The organism is Pseudomonas sp. Sample_10, assembly GCF_004321495.1.
Lineage (GTDB): Bacteria > Pseudomonadota > Gammaproteobacteria > Pseudomonadales > Pseudomonadaceae > Aquipseudomonas.
The window spans coordinates 22,581-39,538 of the sequence record NZ_RCOE01000289.1 but is presented as its reverse complement, the minus strand read 5'-3'; the positions used below and the strand labels follow the sequence as shown (position 1 = coordinate 39,538).

Below are 16,958 nucleotides of genomic sequence, written 5' to 3'. Positions count from 1 at the left end.
CGTTCAGTAGCTCATGATCTGAGTCGCGGTCTTCGCGACTTTTGCCATGCTGCCGGTGTGCTTGTTGGTCTTGAGATCGAAAATCTGCAAGCCACCTTCAACGTCGGTGCCCAGCAATAGCGGCTTGTCGTCACCGGTTGCCTGCATGCTCCACACCGGTGTCGGGGCTTCCAGGGTGGCGATTTTCTTCAGGGTCTTGAGGTCATAGGCCCAGATGAAAGTGCTCGGGTCTTCCCACTTCATCGGTTCGTGGGCGTCGTGCATCAGCACGTACAAGCGGTTCAGCTTCGGCGCGACGGCCATCAGCTGCCAGCCACCCGGTGCCCAGCCGGCTTTCTTTTCCTCGTCGGTGGTCAGCGACCAGCTCGGCAGGATTTTCGGCGTGTCACCGGAGAAGTCCACGGCGCGCACGGTGCCAGTCGTGGTGGTGAAGTAGTAGGTGTCACCGACGTTGACCGCACGCTCTACCAGTTTCTCGGCATTCGGATCGAAGAATGGCGTGCGGTTGCGCGCTGTTTCCTGGCCCTGGTCGTTGATCGTCACCACTTGCAGGCTGCCGTCGCCGCACAGTGAGGCGAAGCGGCGCTTGCCGACCGGGTAGTTGAGCACGCAACCAGGGATTGCGATTTCGGTCGCGACGGCCTTGGTCTGGGTGTCGACCACCGTCACCGAGGTCGACGGGGTGAAGTTGTAGACGTAGACAAAACGGTCATCGCCGCTGGTCTTCAGGCCGTAGCGCTGGGTCAGCGACTCGGCGCGCTTGTTCGGAATCAGCACTTCCCAGGCCGGCGACAGGGTCGAGCTGTCCCAAGCGGTCAACACGTCGGTGCGGGTGCCACGGGTGCCACGGGAGTACCAGATGTCGGCGCTGTAGATCAGCTTGCCGTCATGGCTCAGGGTCGAAGGCGCGGCGAATCCGGTTGGCACCATGCCCAGCACGCGTTTCTGATCCGGGTCGACCACGGTGACACGGCCGGCGACAAAGCTTTCGAACTCGACATCGACGACAAACGCGCGGTGCGGTTCAGCGGGGAACGCCAAGGTGGTCTGGCCGATGCCGGTGTCGGCGGGCAGGTCCGCACGGGCACTGTTCAAACCGAGTACAAGCAGGCTCAGGCCTAGCGCTGACTGTACGGAGATCCTGTTTGTTCGCATAAGGGGAACTTCCTGAATTGTTGGTAACGCGGATCGCGGGTGAGTGGGCAGATTCTGACAACTCAATAGTGCCTCGCCCGCCAACCCCGGGAATTGCCCTGCCTGCCAAGTGTTTGTGTATCTGTGCCAGTGTCACAGTGGCGAGGGCGCTTGCTCCCGCTGGGCTGTGAAGCAGCCGCCAAACTGGTGCAGGCGATGGAAGGTTTTACGATTGCTGCGCAATCGAACGGGAGCGAGCTCCCTCGCCACAGGATTTATGATCGTTCCCACGCTCTGCGTGGGAACGCCTCAAAGGACGCTCTGCGTTCGCTCTTTGGGACGCGGAGCGTCCCTGGCTGCGTTCCCACGCGGAGCGTGGGAACGATCAACAACGATCAACAAACCCCGGGAATTGCCCTGCCTGTGAAGTGTTTGTGTATCTGTGTCTGTGTCACTGTGGCGAGGGAGCTTGCTCCCGCTGGGCTGCGAAGCAGCCCCCGAATGGGTGCAGGCGATGGAAAGTTTTACGATTGCTGCGCAATCGAACGGGAGCGAGCTCCCTCGCCACAGGATTTATGATCGTTCCCAGGCGGAGCGTGGGAACGATCATGTGGCGAGGGGGAGGGAGAAGGTAAACACGGCGCCGCAGGGTTCCAGGTTCTGCGCCCAGATATCGCCACGATGACGACCGATGATGTTCTTGCACAGCGCCAGGCCGATGCCGTTGCCGCTGACCTTGGACGAGAAAAAGCCATCGAACAGCTTCTCCTGCGCCTGGGCCTGGATGCCGCGTCCACAGTCCTCGATACGCACCAGCGCCACGCCGTTGTCGCTACTGGCATGGATGCGCAACAACCGCCGTTCGATGGGTAGATCGGCCATTTCTTCAATGGCGTTGAAGGCCAGGTTGAGGATCACCTGGCCGATCAGCACTTTTTCGCAGCTCACCCGCAGCGGCTCGGGGGAGGTCACGACGTCGACCCGGACCAGACTCGGATCGGCGCGCAAACTGATGAAGTAGCGGGTTTCGCGCAGCAGCTCATTGAGGTCGACCAGCTCTTCGGACTGCTCAAGCTTGACCACGTAATCGCGCACGCTCTTGATGATCACCGAGGCGTGCTCGATCTGCCGCACGGCATTCTGCAAACCCCAGGCAACGCCCTCGTCGGTGTCGCCCGTATTGCCCAGGCGAATCACTGTGCCTTCAATGAAATTGCGGGTCGCCGCCAGCGGTTGGCTCAATTCGTGGGCGATGGCCACGGCCATTTCACCCATGGCGTTGTAACGCGCCAGGTATTCGAGTTTCTGTTCACTGACCCGCCGCGCCTCTTCGGCTTGCACCTGCTCGGTGACATCGCGGAACAGCAGCAGATGGCCGACCAGGTCGTCCTCGATCTCGATGTAGCGGCAGGTTGCGTCATGCCAGCGCCACTCGCCGTCACGCCGCTGAACTTTGTAATGCACGCTGAACGGCGCGTGTTCCGGCGTTTCGTTGGCGAGTTGTTGCAACAGTCGCTGACGTGAAGCGTCGTCGCACCATGCCAGAAAATTCTTGCTCATCAGTTGGCGCACTTCGCTGGCGAGCAAGTGTGCGCCGGAGTCGCTGATGAAACGGATATCGCCCTGCGGGCCGAGCACCGCCACACCTTCGGCCAAGTCCTGCATGAACGCCTTGAGTCGACTTTCAAAGCGCTTGAGGTCGCGTTTGACCTTGTCTTCTTTGGAGATATCGCGGAACTGAACCATCAATACATCGCGGCCATCCAGGTGCACCAGCGTCGCGACGGCCTCGGACAGAATCTCCACCCCTTGCTTGGAGCGATAGCACCACTCGATGGCGCGTTGACCGGTGCGCGCAGCGCCTTCGAGCCAACGCAAACCCACCGAACGTCGGTATTTCGGCGCGTCGCGGGTCATGTCCGGGGCTTTGAGGGGCGTCAGCTCCTCCAGGGTAAAGCCCAGCGCCGCCAGGGCAGCGGCGTTGGCCCAGAGGATTTCCTTGGTGTGCGCATCGTGAAGAATGATGCACAGCGGCATGGCTTCGATCAGCGCATGGAAGTCGTTCGGTTTTGGCAAATACATCGCAAAGCCCTTGGCGGCAGAGGGTTCCGACGGTGGAGCCGGAAGTATGGCGTTTTATACCCGCTCGCGCATGGGGATGCGCTCAGAGGTAAGGGGTGTCGGCCTAGGGGTTTTCTTTAGTCCGGGGGCTGCACGCACCAATAGTTGCGCCGCAGTGCGGTTTTTACACTGGACCGCAATGCAAGGGGCTCCACGCCGACCTCTGTAGGAGCAAGGCTTGCCCGCGATAGCGTTCTCAAGTGTGCCATCGCGGGCAAGCCTTGCTCCTACAGAAAGCGGTGCGGTGCAGCCCTACTAACAATAATCAAAACGGAGAATGCCCATGCTGCGTTCAGCGGTTGCGCAACAAGACGCATCAATCGGCGTTGACGAGAATGTCGTCGACAGCCAGGCCTTTGCGCGGGTGCTGGATGAAGTGCGCCAGCGTCGCGAAGAATTCGATGCGGTCTCTCATGTGCCACGGGACATGATCGAGCGTTTCAAGCAAGTGGGCATCTACCGTGCCGCCACGCCGAAATGCTTCGGCGGCGACGCCCTGGCACCGGCCCTGTTCCTGCAAATGATCGAGCGTATCTCCGAAGCCGACGGCTCGGCGGGCTGGGTGGCCAGTTTTGGCAGCGCCGGCGTGTACCTGGCGGCGTTGCCGAAGCAAACCCTGGCTGAACTCTACGCCGACAGCCCTGACCTCGTGTTCGCCGGCGGCCTGTTTCCATTGCAACCGGCCGAAGCAGTAGAGGGTGGTTACCAGGTCAATGGCACCTGGAAGTTCGCCAGCGGCTGCAAAGGCGCGGATCTGCTCGGTGTCGGCATCGGCGCGGCGGGCGGCAAGCCACGCACCGCGGTGTTCCGCCCGGAACAAGTAGAGATCGTTGAAAACTGGGACGTGGTCGGCCTCAAAGGCACCGGCAGCCATGACCTGCGTGTGAGCGACAAGCGCGTCGACGAGCGCTGGACCTTCATCCGTGGCGGTGCTGCGACCATCGACGAACCGTTGTTCCGCTACCCGTCGATTGCCTACGCCGCGCAAGTACTGGCGGTGGTCAACCTTGGCCTGGCCCGCGCTGCTCTCGATGAGATCAGCCGCATGGCGGGCGGCAGTGGTATCACCGGCGCACCGAAACTGTCAGACCGCGCATATGTGCGCATCGAGATTGCCAAGGCCGAGGCCAAGCTCAGCGCTGCACGCGGCTTCTTCTACAACGCCACCGAACAGGTATGGAACTCGATTCTCGCTGGCAACCCGGTCACGCCGGAGCAGACCAGCCTGTTGCGTTTGTCCGCCATCCACGTGTCCCAGGCCGGTGCCGAAGTGGTGCAAAGCGCCTACAGCCTGGCCGGGACCACCGCCATTTACCTGCGCCACCCGTTGCAACGCTACCTGCGCGATTCGATGGTGGTGACCCAGCACGCCTTCCTCAGCGAAGGGCTGTACGACGGCGCCGGCTCGGTGTTCCTCGGCGTGCCGCCGTTCCCGGGCTACGTCTGAATTTCATTACTTTTTCAAAGGATCAAGAGCATGTCCCAAGCTACCCAGGAACCGCTGCGCGTCGTCTTCTGCATCGGCATCACCCAGAACTTTTTCGACTTGCCCACCGGCGAAGGCCTGAGCGTGTGGAAAGGCTTCAGCCAGATGATGGGCGATCTCGGTGCGATGCCCGGCATCACCGTACTCGGCGCCATGGATGACGACCGCTTGATGGTCGGCCCGTCCACCACATCGCCGTGGACCGTGTACATCATGGCCGACGTCGACTGCCACCAATCGGTGATCGACGCCTGCAACCTGTTCCGCACCACGCCAGTCGGCCAGTACAGCCTGTGGCGCTACGCCAAGATCGAAGCGCGCATCGGTCGCCCGTTGACCATTCCCGATGCAGCCAAGGTGTAAGCCATGAACGAGGCCGTGCTGCAGCGTCTGGCGACGCTCGAAGGGGAAAGCGCAGTGCGCCGCCTGATGGCGCGCTACATGGACCTGTGCGATGTGCCGCGGGCGCCGACCTCTGTCAGCGAGCTGGCCCGGTTGTTCACGGTCGATGCGATCTGGGAAGGCGTTGGCAGTGTGACCGCGCAGACCTTTGGCCAGCATCGGGGGCGTGAAACGGTGGCCGCATTTGTCGGTGGTTACCTGCCGCCTTCGGACCATTTCCGGCTGAACCTGCACTACCTCACCAGCGAATCGATCGTGGTCGACGGTGAGGGGGCGCAAGGGCAGTGGATCATGCAGCAGATTTCCACCTACGCCGATGGCCGCAACGAATTGTTCGGCACCCGACTGAACATCGATTTCAGTTGTGTCGACGGCGTCTGGCTGATCGCGCATTTCCGCACGCAACGGCTGTTCAACAAGGAGCTGAATGCATGAGTACTTTCATCAGCGAATTCCTCCTCGGCGGCAGCGGCAAACGCGTGGCCATCAAGGACTCCATCGACATCGCCGGCCACCCGACCCGCTCGGGCAGCCGCGCGTTTGCCGATGCACCGGCGGCTAGCAAAAACGCCGAAGTGGTTGACGCGATCCTCAGCGCCGGCTGGCAGATCGTCGGCAAGACCAACCTGCATGAACTGGCGTTTGGCGTCACCGGGATCAACGACTGGACCGGCACACCGATCAACCCGCAAGCAGCGGATCGCGTGCCGGGCGGCTCGTCCAGCGGTTCGGCATCTGCCGTCGCCGCTGGCCTGGCAGACATCGCCATCGGCACCGACACCGGTGGTTCGGTGCGGGTCCCGGCGGCGTGCTGCGGGGTGGCCGGATTGAAGCCGACTTACGGCCGGGTCAGCCGTGTCGGCGCCCATCCGCTGGAATCCAGCCTCGATTGTGTCGGGCCGTTTGCCAGAACCATGGACGACTTGATCGCAGCGATGCAAGTGATCTGCCCGGGCTTTGCCATTCAAGGCTTGCCGGGTGATGGCGCCAAGGTCGGCTTCCTTGAAGTGGCTTGCGACGCGCACCTGCAAGCGACCCTCGGTGCCGCCGCCGACCGCGCTGGCTGGCACCGCAGCAACGTGCATTTAAGCGAGTTTGAAGCGGCGTTCGCCGCCGGCCTGACGGTGATCAATGTCGAGAACTGGGCGGCTTTCGGTCACCTGACCGGCAAGGGTCTGATCGGCGCCGATGTCGAAACCCGTCTGTTGGCCGCGAGCCGCACCACCCGCGAAGAACTGGCCCAGGCCGAAGCCGTGCGCACGCGTTTCACGCAACAGGTGGATGCGGCGCTGGAAGACTTTGCCGTGTTACTGCTGCCGACACTGCCAACCCTGCCGCCAACCCTCAGCGAAGCCCGCGCCGGCAGTAAAGCCGTGGCCGGCATGACCCCGCTGGTCCGCCCCTTCAATCTCAGCGGCCATCCGGCGCTGACAGTGCCGGTGGAACTCGATGGCGGCGGGCTGAAAGTCGGCCTGCAGATTATCGGCCGTAAAGGCCAGGACGAGCTGGTCTGCGCCTTTGGTGCGCAGCTCCAAGCCTCTACCCATCAATCATAAAAAGAAGCCATGAGGAGAACCGCATGAGCACTCATGAATATCAGCTGATCGCGACGTCGAAAAGCCCCGAAGAGCTGGTCCAGCACGACCGTGTCGACGTCTCGCTTTACAACGATCCGGCGCTGTTCGAAGCCGAACTGGAAAAGATTTTCTACCGCACCTGGGTGTGGGTCGCCCACGAAAGCGAAGTGCGCAACAGCGGCGACTTCAAGACCGCCACCATCGGCCGTCGCCCGGTGATCGTGGTGCGCGACAAGAAGAACAACATCAATGTCCTGGAAAACCGTTGCCGGCACCGTGGCGCCACGGTGTGCGAGAAGCACAAGGGCAACGCCACCGGTTTCACTTGCCCCTACCACAGTTGGTCCTATGGCCTGGACGGCAAGCTGCGAGCGCTACCGTATCCGGATGGCTACGAAGGTATCCTGGAAAAATCCGAATTGCCGCTGACCAGCCTGCGCGTCGAAAGCTACGCCGGCATGGTGTTCGCCAGCTACAACGACGAGATCGAACCGCTGGAAGACTTCCTCGGCGGGGCCAAACACTGGATGGACCTGTTCATGAAGCAGGGCGCCGGTTATCCGATCAAGACCCAGGGCGAACACAAGTTCAGTTTCAAGGGCAACTGGAAGATCCAGCTGGAAAACACCACCGACGGCTATCACTTCCCGATCGTGCACAAGTCGTTCATGTCGTCGGTGGATGAAGAAACCTCGGAAATGCTCTCGTTCATGACCGACGAACAAGCCGTGACTCACTCGCTGGGCAACGGCCACAGCGTCATGGTGATGGTGCCGGAGCACGTCGATCTCGATCACGACGACGGCACCGAACAGTTGCAGGAACGCTTCGCCCACGTCACCGAAGAGCTGTCGAAAACCCTGCCGGCCGATCAGGTGCGGCGCATCGTGCGCTCGCTGCACGGCGCCGGTTTCAATCTGAACCTGTTCCCCAACGTGGCGATGTCGATGTCGTTCTTCCGGGTGCTGCGCCCGGTGTCGGTCACTGAAACCGAGATCCGCCACGTGGCCCTGGGCATGGACGGCGGCCCGGAAATCGCCAACCGCGAACGCATGCGCATTCACGAACACTTCCAGGGCCCGTTCGGTTTCGGCAGCCCTGACGACGCCGAAGCCTGGGACCGCGTGCAGCGCGGTTCGTACGCGGGTGTCGACGCGCCGATCCTGGTCAACCGCGGCCTGAACCGCGAAATCACTGCCGAAAACGGCGACAAGGTCAGCCACGCCACCGACGAGGGCGGCATGCGCGGTGCCTACGACATGTGGAAAAGGATGATGAGCCAATGAGCAATCACGACACCCTGAACGGTTTTTCCGGCCCGTTGGCCCAGGCCATCGAATTCATCTGGCGCGAAGCCGAACTGCTCGACCACAAGCACTACGCCGAATGGGCGACCTTGTGGAGCGAAAGCGGCAAGTACATCGTGCCGATCGATCCGGACACCGAAGACTTTGAAGCGACCCTCAACTACGCCTACGACGATGCGCGCATGCGTGACCTGCGTATCGAACGCCTGACCGCCGGCTACTCGCCGTCGGCGGTGGACGCGGCGAAAACCATTCGCACGGTGTCGCGTTTCCGCCTGGTGGAAGCGGCCGGTGACATCGTCGAAGTGAATTCAGCGCAGTTGCTGTATGCCTACAAGCGCGGCGTGCACACGCCGTTCGTGGCCGACCTGAACCACCGCATTCGTTTCACCGATGGCGTGCCGAGCCTGGAGCGCAAAGTGGTGCGCCTGATCAACTCCACCGACAGCCTGAGCGCGCTCGGCTTCCTTTTGTGAGGGCACCATCATGAGTCGAGTAGCCCTCGTAACGGGTGCCTCGCGCGGACTGGGCGAGTGCATCGCCCGTCGTCTGCATGCGGCGGGTTATCGCGTCGGACTGGCGGACGTGCGCCTTGATGGCGTGCAACGCTTGGCTTTGGAACTCGATAGCAGTGGTGCCACTGCCATGGCTATCGAACTGGATGTGCGCAACAAGGCAGATTTTCAGCGTGCCCGCGACACGCTCACCGAGCGCTGGGGCGGCACTGACATTCTGGTGAACAACGCCGGGGTGTCGAAAGTCGCGGCCCTGATGGACATCACGCCTGAAGAATTCGACGAGTCGATGGCGATCAACCTGCGGGGCACCTTCGTGGCCTGCCAGGTGTTCGGCGCGCACTTCGCCGAGCGTGGCTTCGGGCGCATCGTCAACATCGCGTCCCTGGCCGGGCAGAACGGCGGCACCGCCACCGGCGCCCACTATGCGGCGGCCAAGGGCGGCGTGGCGACGCTGACCAAGGTCTTCGCCCGTGAACTGGCGCCGCAAGGCGTGACGGTCAATAGCATCTCGCCGGGTCCGCTGGACTTGCCGGTGGTCCGCGAAACCGTGGCTCCAGAGCGTCTGGAACAGATCCTCAAGATCATCCCGGCCGGCACCCTCGGTGATCCGACGTTCATCGCCGACAGTGTGTTGCTGTTGATCGCCGACAACGCCACCTCCGTGACGGGCGCATGCCTGGACGTCAATGGCGGACTGTTCATGCGCTGATTGTTGCCATGACTCGATCCATTGTGGCGAGCGAGCTTGCTCGCGCTGGGCTGCGAAGCGGCCCCAAGCATTTTGCGACTGCTGCGCAGTCGAGCGCGAGCAAGCTCGCTCCCACAGGTCAGTTTCTGGCTACAGATCCGTGCACGACCCAAGACATAACCAAACAACGTAAATTCAGGTGATGCAATGATGAAGGTGAAGATCGAAAGGATCGTCGACGAAGCGCTGGATATCCGTTCCTTTCGCCTCGTGCGCAGTGACGGCCAGCCGCTCGACACCTATGAGCCGGGCGCCCATGTCGACCTGACCGGGCCGACCGGTGTGACCCGCCAGTATTCGCTGTGCAGTCCGCCACAGGACCGTCGTGCCTATCTGGTGGCGGTAAAAAAAGAAGCGCAATCGCGCGGTGGCTCGCTGGCCTTGCACGAGCAAGTAGAAGAGGGCATGGAGCTGGAAATGGGCGCGCCGCGCAACCTGTTCCGACTCGATGCAAGTGCCAGCGAACATGTGTTGTTCGCCGCCGGTATCGGCGTGACGCCGCTGCTGAGCATGGCCTATAAACTCGCGGAAAGCGGTCAGCCGTATCGCTTGCACTACTTCGCGCGTTCGGCGCAGTACGCCGCGTTTACCGAACTGTTGGCCACGCAATTCGCCGATCACGTGGAATTTCACTACGGCATCGAGCCTGCGCAACTGGATGACGCCTTGAGCGCGTGCCTGGAGCGTGCCAGCCCGGCAGCCCACGTCTACACCTGCGGCCCGGCACCGTTCATGAACAAAGTGGTGGAAGTCGCCGCGCGCAGCCGCGCCGACGATGCCATCCACCTGGAACACTTCGCCGCGGACCCGGCAGCCAATAGCGCCCCGGCCGGCACGTTCGAAGTGGAACTGGCCAGCTCCGGCGTGGTGCTGCAAGTACCGGCCGACACCAGCCTGGTCGACGTGCTGCAAGCCCACGGTTGCGACATCGACACCGAGTGCCGTGAAGGCATTTGCGGCACCTGCATCGTCGAGGTGCTGGACGGCGTGCCGGAGCACCGCGACAACTGCCTGTCGAACAAGGAAAAGGCCTCCAACAAGCAGATTTGCGCTTGTGTTTCCCGAGCGCTCTCCGCTCGTCTGGTATTGGACATCTAAGCGCTTTCTTCACTGGAAAGCGTGCGCCGGAGCCTGTTGAATGGCGCCTGGCGGCCATCGAGGGAGGCGATGGTGCAAGACGCAACAGGTTTACCGAACCGCTCGACGAAGCGGTCGGCAATAACAACAAAAACACGTGAGGCTTTTCGGACATGACTACAGCATCGACGGTGCGCAACGAGGCGTTCGAAAGTTGGTTGAGCCAGGTGAACCAGGCCTGTGGGCGTTTCGATGCCCGGGCGCTGGACACCGACTTCTACGGCGAACTGGCGGAATTTCGCAGCGGTGCAATCAACCTCAGTGTGGTCGACATGGCGCACGTGCATTTGTACCGCACCAGCAAGGATGTCAGCACCAGCAGCGACGGCCACTATTACGCAGTGTTCCAGATGCGCGGCAGTTCACGGCTGGAACAGGGCGACAACCGCGCCCAACTGGGCTGTGGCGACATCGCCCTGATCGACGCCAGCCGCCCGAGTGACATGATCTACAACGATGATTGCCGACAGCTGTCATTGATTCTGCCGCGCCAGGTGTTCGAGCGTGGGTCGCATTTCAACGCGGTCAACTGCGCCACCCGCATCGCCGCCAGCAGCCCTCTGGCGTCGATGGCCAACAAACTCGTTCTGGAAACGCGGCAGCAGGAAGGCCTGGACATGCAGGAAAGCGAAGCCGTGCTCGATGCCCTGGCCAGCCTGTTGCTGCCGGGCATCAGCGTCCAGGACAGCGGCGGCGACGCCCATGAGCGGCAATTTCGCAAGATCATCGCCTTCATCGACCAGCACATCCGCGACGAAGAACTCTGCCCCGAACTGATCGCCCGTGAGGTCGGCGTTTCGGTGCGAGGCCTGTACCGGATGTTCTCCAAGCGCGGTCTGGTGGTGGCGCAATACATCAAGCACCGTCGCCTGGACTTCTGCGCGGAGAACCTGCGCCGCGCCGACGTCGAGCTGAAGCTCTCGGCGTTGTGTTATGCGTGGGGGTTCTCGGATTCGAGCTACTTCTCGTCAGCCTTCAAGTCGCGCTTTGGCGTATCGCCGGGGGCTTATCGCAAGCGGTATAGCCAGCATTGACACCGCGTTATCGTTCATCGCCAGCAAGCTGGCTCCCACAGGTTGATCTCGGTTGTATCCAGAATTTGTGTTCACTGCAGATCCCCTGTGGGAGCCAGCCTGCTGGCGATGGCGGCCGCATGACCGCCACAAATACCTCAATGCCGCACCGGCTCTTCAACCGGCAGATGCAGCACTTCGCGCACCAGCATGGCGATGCTGGTCACGCCCATCTTTTCCTTGATCTTGGTGCGATGCACGTCGACGGTTTTCACGCTGATGTTCAGCTCCCGGGCGATGACCTTGCTGGCCTTGCCATCGATCACCAGCATCAGCACTTCCCGTTCACGGCTGGTCAATAACGCCAGTTTGCCTTGCAGGTTCTGCCGCTGTTGCTGATCGGCCTGGGCGTGCACCGCAGTCTTGAGCGCGGCCTGGATGCGGTCGATCATCTGCTGCGGGTTGTAGGGCTTCTCGACGAAGTCCAGGGCACCGTTCTTCATCGCCGTGACCGACATCGGAATGTCGCCATGGGCCGAAACGAAGATGGTCGGCAGGGTGCTGCCGCGCTGGTTGAGGATCTCCTGCAGCTGGAAACCACTGGTCTCCGGCATGCGCACGTCCAGCACCAGGCAGGCGGGCTGCCGTGGGTCGTACTGGCTGAGGAACTCTTCGGCGCCGGCAAAGCACTGGGCCTGCACGCTGACGGACTCCAGCAGCCACGCCAGTGAAGTACGCAGGTCCTTGTCGTCGTCAACGATGTAAACAATCGGTTTGCGGGTTTCCATCAGGGCTGCCACGAAAATTCTAATTATTGTTTTCGCACGCGAACGCGCGGCACGCATCGGCTCATCTTTTTGGAGCCTGTCAGCAGGATACCCACTGTCGCCGGCCCTTGCGATAAAGAAACCACCTAGTCGACTAGCGGAAACCCAACCTCACCATGGGGATCGTCAGAATGGTTGCCTCGCGGCTACCGCCTTAGTCTTGTTCCATCACCTACGGGCCGCACATGGCGGTCCTCCTGAAGGAAGGGGCATCGACATGGCCGACCTGAGCCAGCAGCAAATCGACTTTCGCAACGCCATGGCGCAGCTGCCTGCTGCGGTGAACATCATCACCACCAACGGCCCCGGCGGACGCTGCGGCATCACTGCCAGTGCCGTATGTTCGGTGACCGATTCACCACCGACCGTGCTGGTTTGCGTCAACCGCAACAGCGCTACCCACGACGTGTTCCGCACCAACGGCCATCTGTGCGTCAACGTGCTGTGCGGCGAGCAGGAAGAGCTGGCCCGCCATTTCGCCGGCATGACCAAGGTGCCGATGGAAGAACGCTTTGCCTGGGACCTGTGGGATGACGGCGCCGCCGATGTGCCGGTGCTGCGCGATGCCCTGGTGCAGTTGCAAGGGCGCATCAGCGAGTGCAAGGAAGTGGGTTCGCATTCGGTGATGTTCGTCGAACTGACGAAGGTCGGCGTGCGCGAGCCGCGCGATAGCCTGGTGTATTTCAACCGCTTGTTTCATCGCGTTGAGCATGCCAGCGCGGCGTGAACAAGACCGCGTTAACGTTCATTGCGGGCAAGTCGCTCCTTCATCCTGGAGCAGGCTTGCCCGCGATGGCGATGTAACGGCACCTTCAATGTCAGATCCTGAAACTCCCCACCAATTGATTGAGTCGCCCAGCCTGCTGCTCCAGTTCGGTACAGGCACGCAACGTCGCCTGCAGGTTCTCCACCCCTTGCTGATTCAATGTGTTGATCCGTGTGATATCGACATTCAGCGCTTCGACCACTGCCGTCTGTTCTTCGGTGGCGGCGGCGACGGACTGGTTGACGTTGTCGATCTCGCCGATCCGTTGGGTCACGCTGCCCAGACGCGTGCCGGCGAGGTTGGCGATGGTGACGCTTTCTTCGCTGTGTTGCTGGCTTTCGGTCATGGTGGTGACCGAGTCGCGGGCGCCCACTTGTAGTTCTTCAATCATCTGCTGGATCTCCAGTGCCGAGGCCTGGGTGCGTCCGGCGAGGCTGCGCACTTCATCGGCGACCACCGCAAAGCCACGGCCCGCTTCACCAGCCCGTGCCGCTTCGATCGCGGCGTTGAGTGCCAGCAGGTTGGTCTGCTGGGAAATGCCCTTGATCACTTCAAGGATCTGCCCGATGTTCACGGTCTTGTCGTTGAGCACCTCGATGTTGGCGCACGAGGCCCTGATCTTGCCCGACAATTCATTCATCACCTCGATCGTGCGTTGCACCACCTGGCGCCCATCCTCTGCTTGTTGCCGTGCGGCGCAAGATTGATGCGAGGCATCGGAGGCGTTGTGCGCGATCTCTTGTGCAGCGGCGCCCAATTGATTGATCGCCGCGGCCACACTGCTGGTGCGGCTGGATTGGTCGTCGAAATTGCTCAGCGATGAATGGGAAGCTTCCAGCACTCGCTGCGCCCCTTGATTGACGCCCAGGGCTGCGGCCGACACCTCACGCATCGACTGATGAATACGCTCCACGAAGCGGTTGAACGCCGCTGCCAACTGGCCGATTTCATCCCGCGATTGCATTTGCAGACGTCGCGTCAGGTCACCTTCGCCGAGGGAAATGTCTTCCATGACCCGCGTCAGCACTTGCAACGGTCGAGTGATGCGCTGGGCGGTGTACCAGATCAGCAGCAGGCCGAGCAGTGCAGAACCGCCGCCGAGCAACAGTTCCAGCGCAGTGCTTTGCACACCCTGGGCTGCGAGTTGCTTTTGCAGGGTGGCCACGGGAGCCAGCAATACGTCTTGCGGCACGCCCACCAAAACACCCCATGGCGCGGCGCCGGCAATGGGTGGCAACGGTTCGAGCACCTTGATCTGTTGCGCGTCGACAAACACGTTTGGCTGGCCCTGACGCAAGGCGTCCATTACCTCGGCATTGTCCATCGGATGGCCGAGGCGGCTGACATCCTGGCTGTTGGCGGAGATCACGCCGCGGGGGCTGACGATGCTGATCTGACCATGGCCGTCGAACAGTGCCTGGGCGCTGGCTTCACTGTTGTTTTGCAGCGCGGCGAGGTTGATGTCGAGGCCGACCACAGCGATCACTTTGCCGTTTTCCAGCAGCGGGAAAGCGACGCTGGTCACCAGTTTGCGACTGCCGGAGGCTTCGTCGAAGTACGGTTCCAGTACGCATGCCTGACGCGTGTCACGGGCGCAGGTGTAGAAGGCGTTGTAGGGCGCGCCGCTCGGCCCCGGCTCGGTGTTGGCCAGCAGGCCTTCGTCGCCGATCACCGCCTGCAGTTCGCCGGGTTTGCTTTGTACCCAGTACAACGAAAAGCGTCCGGTTTCGTTGCTGCCCAACGCTGCCTGATTGGCGAAGCCGGCGTCGGCGCCGTCCAGTGCATCGGCTTCAAAAATGACGTAAAGCCCGAGCAGGTCGGGCTTGTCGATCAGGGCCTGATGAAGCTGAGTGCTCAGCTCCTGGCGTAGTTGTCTGGCGTTCAGTTGCCCCTGATGCTGGAGTTGCCTGAGGTACAGCAAATACCGCGACAAGCCTTGGCCGAACTCGTGGGTTTGCATGAAGGTGCGTTGCACCTGCATGGCCTGGACTTTGCCCAGCGCCTGCATGTGCTCCTTGGCCGCGTCGGCGAGCATTTCACCGCTGGCCTCGGCCACTTGCTGGCTGCTTTTGTGTGTCTGGTAGAGCGATAACCCCATCAGCAAACCCACCACCAACAACAGGCAGAGGCCAGCGAGCAGGGCGATCTTGCTCTGGATCGTGAGAAATCTTTTGTGCATGGGAAATACCTTTTTCCGTGAAGCGAACCCGATCCCCTGTAGGAGCGAGCCTGTCGAATCGTCGCACCGTCGCGATGGACGTCAACGATGACGCTGGCTGCCTGAATCCCCGCGGTGTCCGGGCCTTCATCGCGAGCAGGCTCGCTCCTACAGGGGTTAGCTGGAGTTAGAACGTCGTGGCAAAGATCAGCTGGCTGTAGAGGTTTTTGTCGTTGTTGCCCAACTGCGTGCCACCCTGGTCGGCGCTCTTGTCCGGCTGGAACAGGCCTACCAGCGGCATTACCGTAAGGTGGTCGTTAAGGTGCCATTCGGCGTACAGGTCGATTTCGTGGCCATCGGTGTTACCCAGATCGCGGTCGATTGTGTCGAAGTCGAAGTACATCGCGCCCACGGTCAGGTTCTCCAGCGGCGAGACGGTGAACTTGAGTTGCTGGATGCGTGAGTTGGTGTTGAACGGACCGGCATAGTTGCCCGCCACTTCACCCTGGAACCAGGTGCCGAAGCCGCGGCTGAAACCGTAGAACAGCGTGTCGTAGCCTTCCGAGAAACGGCTGTAACGGTAGCCGGCATAGGGCGTCCAGGGTGCTTCGGAAAAGGTCCAGCCGGCTTCCAGGTACCAGGCGTCCTCGGTGGCGGTGTGCGGTTTGTCCTGCTTGGCGTATTCGCCGGACAGGAACAGATCCTTGACCCCGGCGTTGCCGGTTGCGCGCAGGCTGTAGGTCTTCATGCCATCGCGTTCGAGTTGCACCGGGGAAGCGTACTGTTCGTCGATGTCGGTGGTGTCGATGTAGGTCAAGCCAACGGTGCCGGCTTCAGACACGTGCTCCAGGGTGCCGACGTACATTTCAGTCATCGCCTGGGCACGGTTGTTGGATTTCAGCCACATCAGGTCACTGCGCCAGCCTTCCTTGCCACCGATGCGCAACACCGCGGTTTCGTCGAAGGCCTTGCGCGCAGCCAGCCAATAGGCGCCGCCACGGTTGAATTCACCATCGGCCAGGCCTTTGCCGAGGTTCAGGGCGTCGCCGTTGATCAGGAAACCGTCACCGACGACGATGTTCTGACGACCGAACGACAAGTCGATGCCGTCGGCGCCCAGCACCGCAAACAGCTCAGCCGAACGCCAGCCGAGATAGGCATCTTCGAACTTGGTGGTGCGTTCCGAGCCGTCACTGAAACCGGCAGCATCGCCGTCGCCCCAGGTGCCGGAGCTGAGCATGTTCGCCGCACCATAAGCGGTACCGACACCGGCCAGGCCCTGGTCGAAACTCAGGCCGTACTTGATGTAACCCTCGCGCCACGACGAAGAACCTTCGTCGAGACGACCTGACAGGGCGTAGTTTTCCTGACTGTGGAAAACGCCGAATACCGCTTCCAGCGTGGCGTTCAGGTGACTGTCGTCATCGGCGTAGAGTTCGTAGGCTCCGGCCTGGCCGGCGCTGATCATCAGCGCGAGCGTGGAGAGTCGAAGCAAGGGGGACTTGAGCATGGTGTGGCATCCGTTCTTGTTCTTGAGCGCAGGGTTGCGGTCTGCCCGGATACTAAGTCGCGACTTTTTTCGAGCCTTTTGCCTGTTTGCCAATTAGTTGGTCGTGCGTGCCAGATTGAGCGGTTTGGCAGAACCGCCAACACGACTGGCACGCAGGGCAAAACCCGCTGGCTCACGACCGCCGACAATCCCTTCCAACCTGCCGGAGCACCGTTGCCCCGGCGCCTTCAGTGTTGGCGCTCGTCTGTTGGCGG

15 protein-coding genes are annotated in these 16,958 nt (G+C 61.7%); 10 read left to right on the top strand and 5 right to left on the bottom strand.

Features of this window, described 5'->3' with window-relative positions:
* Window positions 1-3 precede the first annotated feature (3 nt).
* Window positions 4-1,155, bottom strand: coding sequence for an amine dehydrogenase large subunit (locus tag D8U18_RS27380; protein WP_131109131.1), 1,152 nt, complete (start codon window positions 1,153-1,155; stop codon window positions 4-6).
* Window positions 1,156-1,740: 585 nt separating this feature from the next.
* Window positions 1,741-3,216 carry an ATP-binding protein gene (locus D8U18_RS27370; RefSeq protein ID WP_056853763.1) on the bottom strand — a complete coding sequence of 492 codons (1,476 nt, stop codon included), beginning with the start codon at window positions 3,214-3,216 and terminating at the stop codon, window positions 1,741-1,743.
* A gap of 322 nt (window positions 3,217-3,538) precedes the next feature.
* Here D8U18_RS27370 and D8U18_RS27365 point away from each other — a divergent pair, with 322 nt between their 5' ends.
* The 9 genes from D8U18_RS27365 (at window position 3,539) to feaR (ending at window position 11,464) form a co-directional block, all read left to right on the top strand.
* Entirely contained in the window at window positions 3,539-4,702 is a 1,164-nt protein-coding gene (locus tag D8U18_RS27365) for an acyl-CoA dehydrogenase family protein (RefSeq protein ID WP_130903697.1), read from the top strand.
* Between the two features lie 30 nt (window positions 4,703-4,732).
* Window positions 4,733-5,104, top strand: coding sequence for a hypothetical protein (locus D8U18_RS27360; RefSeq protein ID WP_046040355.1), 372 nt, complete (start codon window positions 4,733-4,735; stop codon window positions 5,102-5,104).
* A 3-nt stretch (window positions 5,105-5,107) separates the two neighbouring features.
* A complete protein-coding gene (locus D8U18_RS27355) occupies window positions 5,108-5,578 on the top strand; it encodes a nuclear transport factor 2 family protein (protein ID WP_056853761.1) in 471 nt (156 codons plus the stop codon).
* Window positions 5,575-6,699 carry an amidase gene (locus D8U18_RS27350; protein WP_130903695.1) on the top strand — a complete coding sequence of 375 codons (1,125 nt, stop codon included), beginning with the start codon at window positions 5,575-5,577 and terminating at the stop codon, window positions 6,697-6,699. Before D8U18_RS27355 ends, D8U18_RS27350 begins: the two co-directional genes overlap by 4 nt.
* Window positions 6,700-6,722: 23 nt before the next feature.
* Window positions 6,723-8,006 (top strand): aromatic ring-hydroxylating dioxygenase subunit alpha, encoded by a 1,284-nt coding sequence (locus tag D8U18_RS27345; protein WP_056853759.1) that lies wholly within the window; start codon window positions 6,723-6,725, stop codon window positions 8,004-8,006.
* Entirely contained in the window at window positions 8,003-8,503 is a 501-nt protein-coding gene (locus tag D8U18_RS27340) for an aromatic-ring-hydroxylating dioxygenase subunit beta (RefSeq protein ID WP_056853758.1), read from the top strand. The genes D8U18_RS27345 and D8U18_RS27340 overlap by 4 nt, the downstream gene beginning before the upstream one ends.
* Before the next feature lie 10 nt (window positions 8,504-8,513).
* A complete protein-coding gene (locus D8U18_RS27335) occupies window positions 8,514-9,254 on the top strand; it encodes an SDR family oxidoreductase (protein ID WP_130903693.1) in 741 nt (246 codons plus the stop codon).
* Window positions 9,255-9,440: 186 nt separating this feature from the next.
* Window positions 9,441-10,391 (top strand): PDR/VanB family oxidoreductase, encoded by a 951-nt coding sequence (locus D8U18_RS27325; protein WP_056853756.1) that lies wholly within the window; start codon window positions 9,441-9,443, stop codon window positions 10,389-10,391.
* A gap of 152 nt (window positions 10,392-10,543) precedes the next feature.
* Window positions 10,544-11,464, top strand: a complete 921-nt coding sequence (gene feaR, locus D8U18_RS27320) for a transcriptional regulator FeaR (protein WP_130908238.1) — start codon at window positions 10,544-10,546, stop codon at window positions 11,462-11,464.
* 137 nt (window positions 11,465-11,601) lie between these two features.
* Here feaR and D8U18_RS27315 read toward each other — a convergent pair whose 3' ends face one another.
* Window positions 11,602-12,231 (bottom strand): response regulator, encoded by a 630-nt coding sequence (locus D8U18_RS27315; RefSeq protein ID WP_130903690.1) that lies wholly within the window; start codon window positions 12,229-12,231, stop codon window positions 11,602-11,604.
* Window positions 12,232-12,487: 256 nt separating this feature from the next.
* Between D8U18_RS27315 and hpaC the strand changes: the two genes are divergently transcribed.
* Window positions 12,488-12,997, top strand: coding sequence for a 4-hydroxyphenylacetate 3-monooxygenase, reductase component (gene hpaC, locus D8U18_RS27310; RefSeq protein ID WP_056853754.1), 510 nt, complete (start codon window positions 12,488-12,490; stop codon window positions 12,995-12,997).
* Between the two features lie 91 nt (window positions 12,998-13,088).
* Here hpaC and D8U18_RS27305 read toward each other — a convergent pair whose 3' ends face one another.
* Together D8U18_RS27305 and D8U18_RS27300 are read right to left on the bottom strand one after the other, a co-directional pair.
* Window positions 13,089-15,215 carry a methyl-accepting chemotaxis protein gene (locus tag D8U18_RS27305; RefSeq protein WP_131109127.1) on the bottom strand — a complete coding sequence of 709 codons (2,127 nt, stop codon included), beginning with the start codon at window positions 15,213-15,215 and terminating at the stop codon, window positions 13,089-13,091.
* Between the two features lie 166 nt (window positions 15,216-15,381).
* Window positions 15,382-16,704: a hypothetical protein gene (locus D8U18_RS27300; protein ID WP_131109125.1), complete on the bottom strand. Its 1,323-nt coding sequence runs from the start codon at window positions 16,702-16,704 to the stop codon at window positions 15,382-15,384.
* Window positions 16,705-16,958: the final 254 nt, after the last annotated feature.

What these genes read in the sequence shown, in the direction of transcription:
- D8U18_RS27380 (WP_131109131.1), bottom strand. Translation starts at nt 1,155, where the DNA reads ATGCGAACAAACAGGATCTCCGTACAGTCAGCGCTAGGCCTGAGCCTG.
- D8U18_RS27370 (WP_056853763.1), bottom strand. Translation starts at nt 3,216, where the DNA reads ATGTATTTGCCAAAACCGAACGACTTCCATGCGCTGATCGAAGCCATG.
- D8U18_RS27365 (WP_130903697.1), top strand. Translation starts at nt 3,539, where the DNA reads ATGCTGCGTTCAGCGGTTGCGCAACAAGACGCATCAATCGGCGTTGAC.
- D8U18_RS27360 (WP_046040355.1), top strand. Translation starts at nt 4,733, where the DNA reads ATGTCCCAAGCTACCCAGGAACCGCTGCGCGTCGTCTTCTGCATCGGC.
- D8U18_RS27355 (WP_056853761.1), top strand. Translation starts at nt 5,108, where the DNA reads ATGAACGAGGCCGTGCTGCAGCGTCTGGCGACGCTCGAAGGGGAAAGC.
- D8U18_RS27350 (WP_130903695.1), top strand. Translation starts at nt 5,575, where the DNA reads ATGAGTACTTTCATCAGCGAATTCCTCCTCGGCGGCAGCGGCAAACGC.
- D8U18_RS27345 (WP_056853759.1), top strand. Translation starts at nt 6,723, where the DNA reads ATGAGCACTCATGAATATCAGCTGATCGCGACGTCGAAAAGCCCCGAA.
- D8U18_RS27340 (WP_056853758.1), top strand. Translation starts at nt 8,003, where the DNA reads ATGAGCAATCACGACACCCTGAACGGTTTTTCCGGCCCGTTGGCCCAG.
- D8U18_RS27335 (WP_130903693.1), top strand. Translation starts at nt 8,514, where the DNA reads ATGAGTCGAGTAGCCCTCGTAACGGGTGCCTCGCGCGGACTGGGCGAG.
- D8U18_RS27325 (WP_056853756.1), top strand. Translation starts at nt 9,441, where the DNA reads ATGATGAAGGTGAAGATCGAAAGGATCGTCGACGAAGCGCTGGATATC.
- feaR (WP_130908238.1), top strand. Translation starts at nt 10,544, where the DNA reads ATGACTACAGCATCGACGGTGCGCAACGAGGCGTTCGAAAGTTGGTTG.
- D8U18_RS27315 (WP_130903690.1), bottom strand. Translation starts at nt 12,231, where the DNA reads ATGGAAACCCGCAAACCGATTGTTTACATCGTTGACGACGACAAGGAC.
- hpaC (WP_056853754.1), top strand. Translation starts at nt 12,488, where the DNA reads ATGGCCGACCTGAGCCAGCAGCAAATCGACTTTCGCAACGCCATGGCG.
- D8U18_RS27305 (WP_131109127.1), bottom strand. Translation starts at nt 15,215, where the DNA reads ATGCACAAAAGATTTCTCACGATCCAGAGCAAGATCGCCCTGCTCGCT.
- D8U18_RS27300 (WP_131109125.1), bottom strand. Translation starts at nt 16,704, where the DNA reads ATGCTCAAGTCCCCCTTGCTTCGACTCTCCACGCTCGCGCTGATGATC.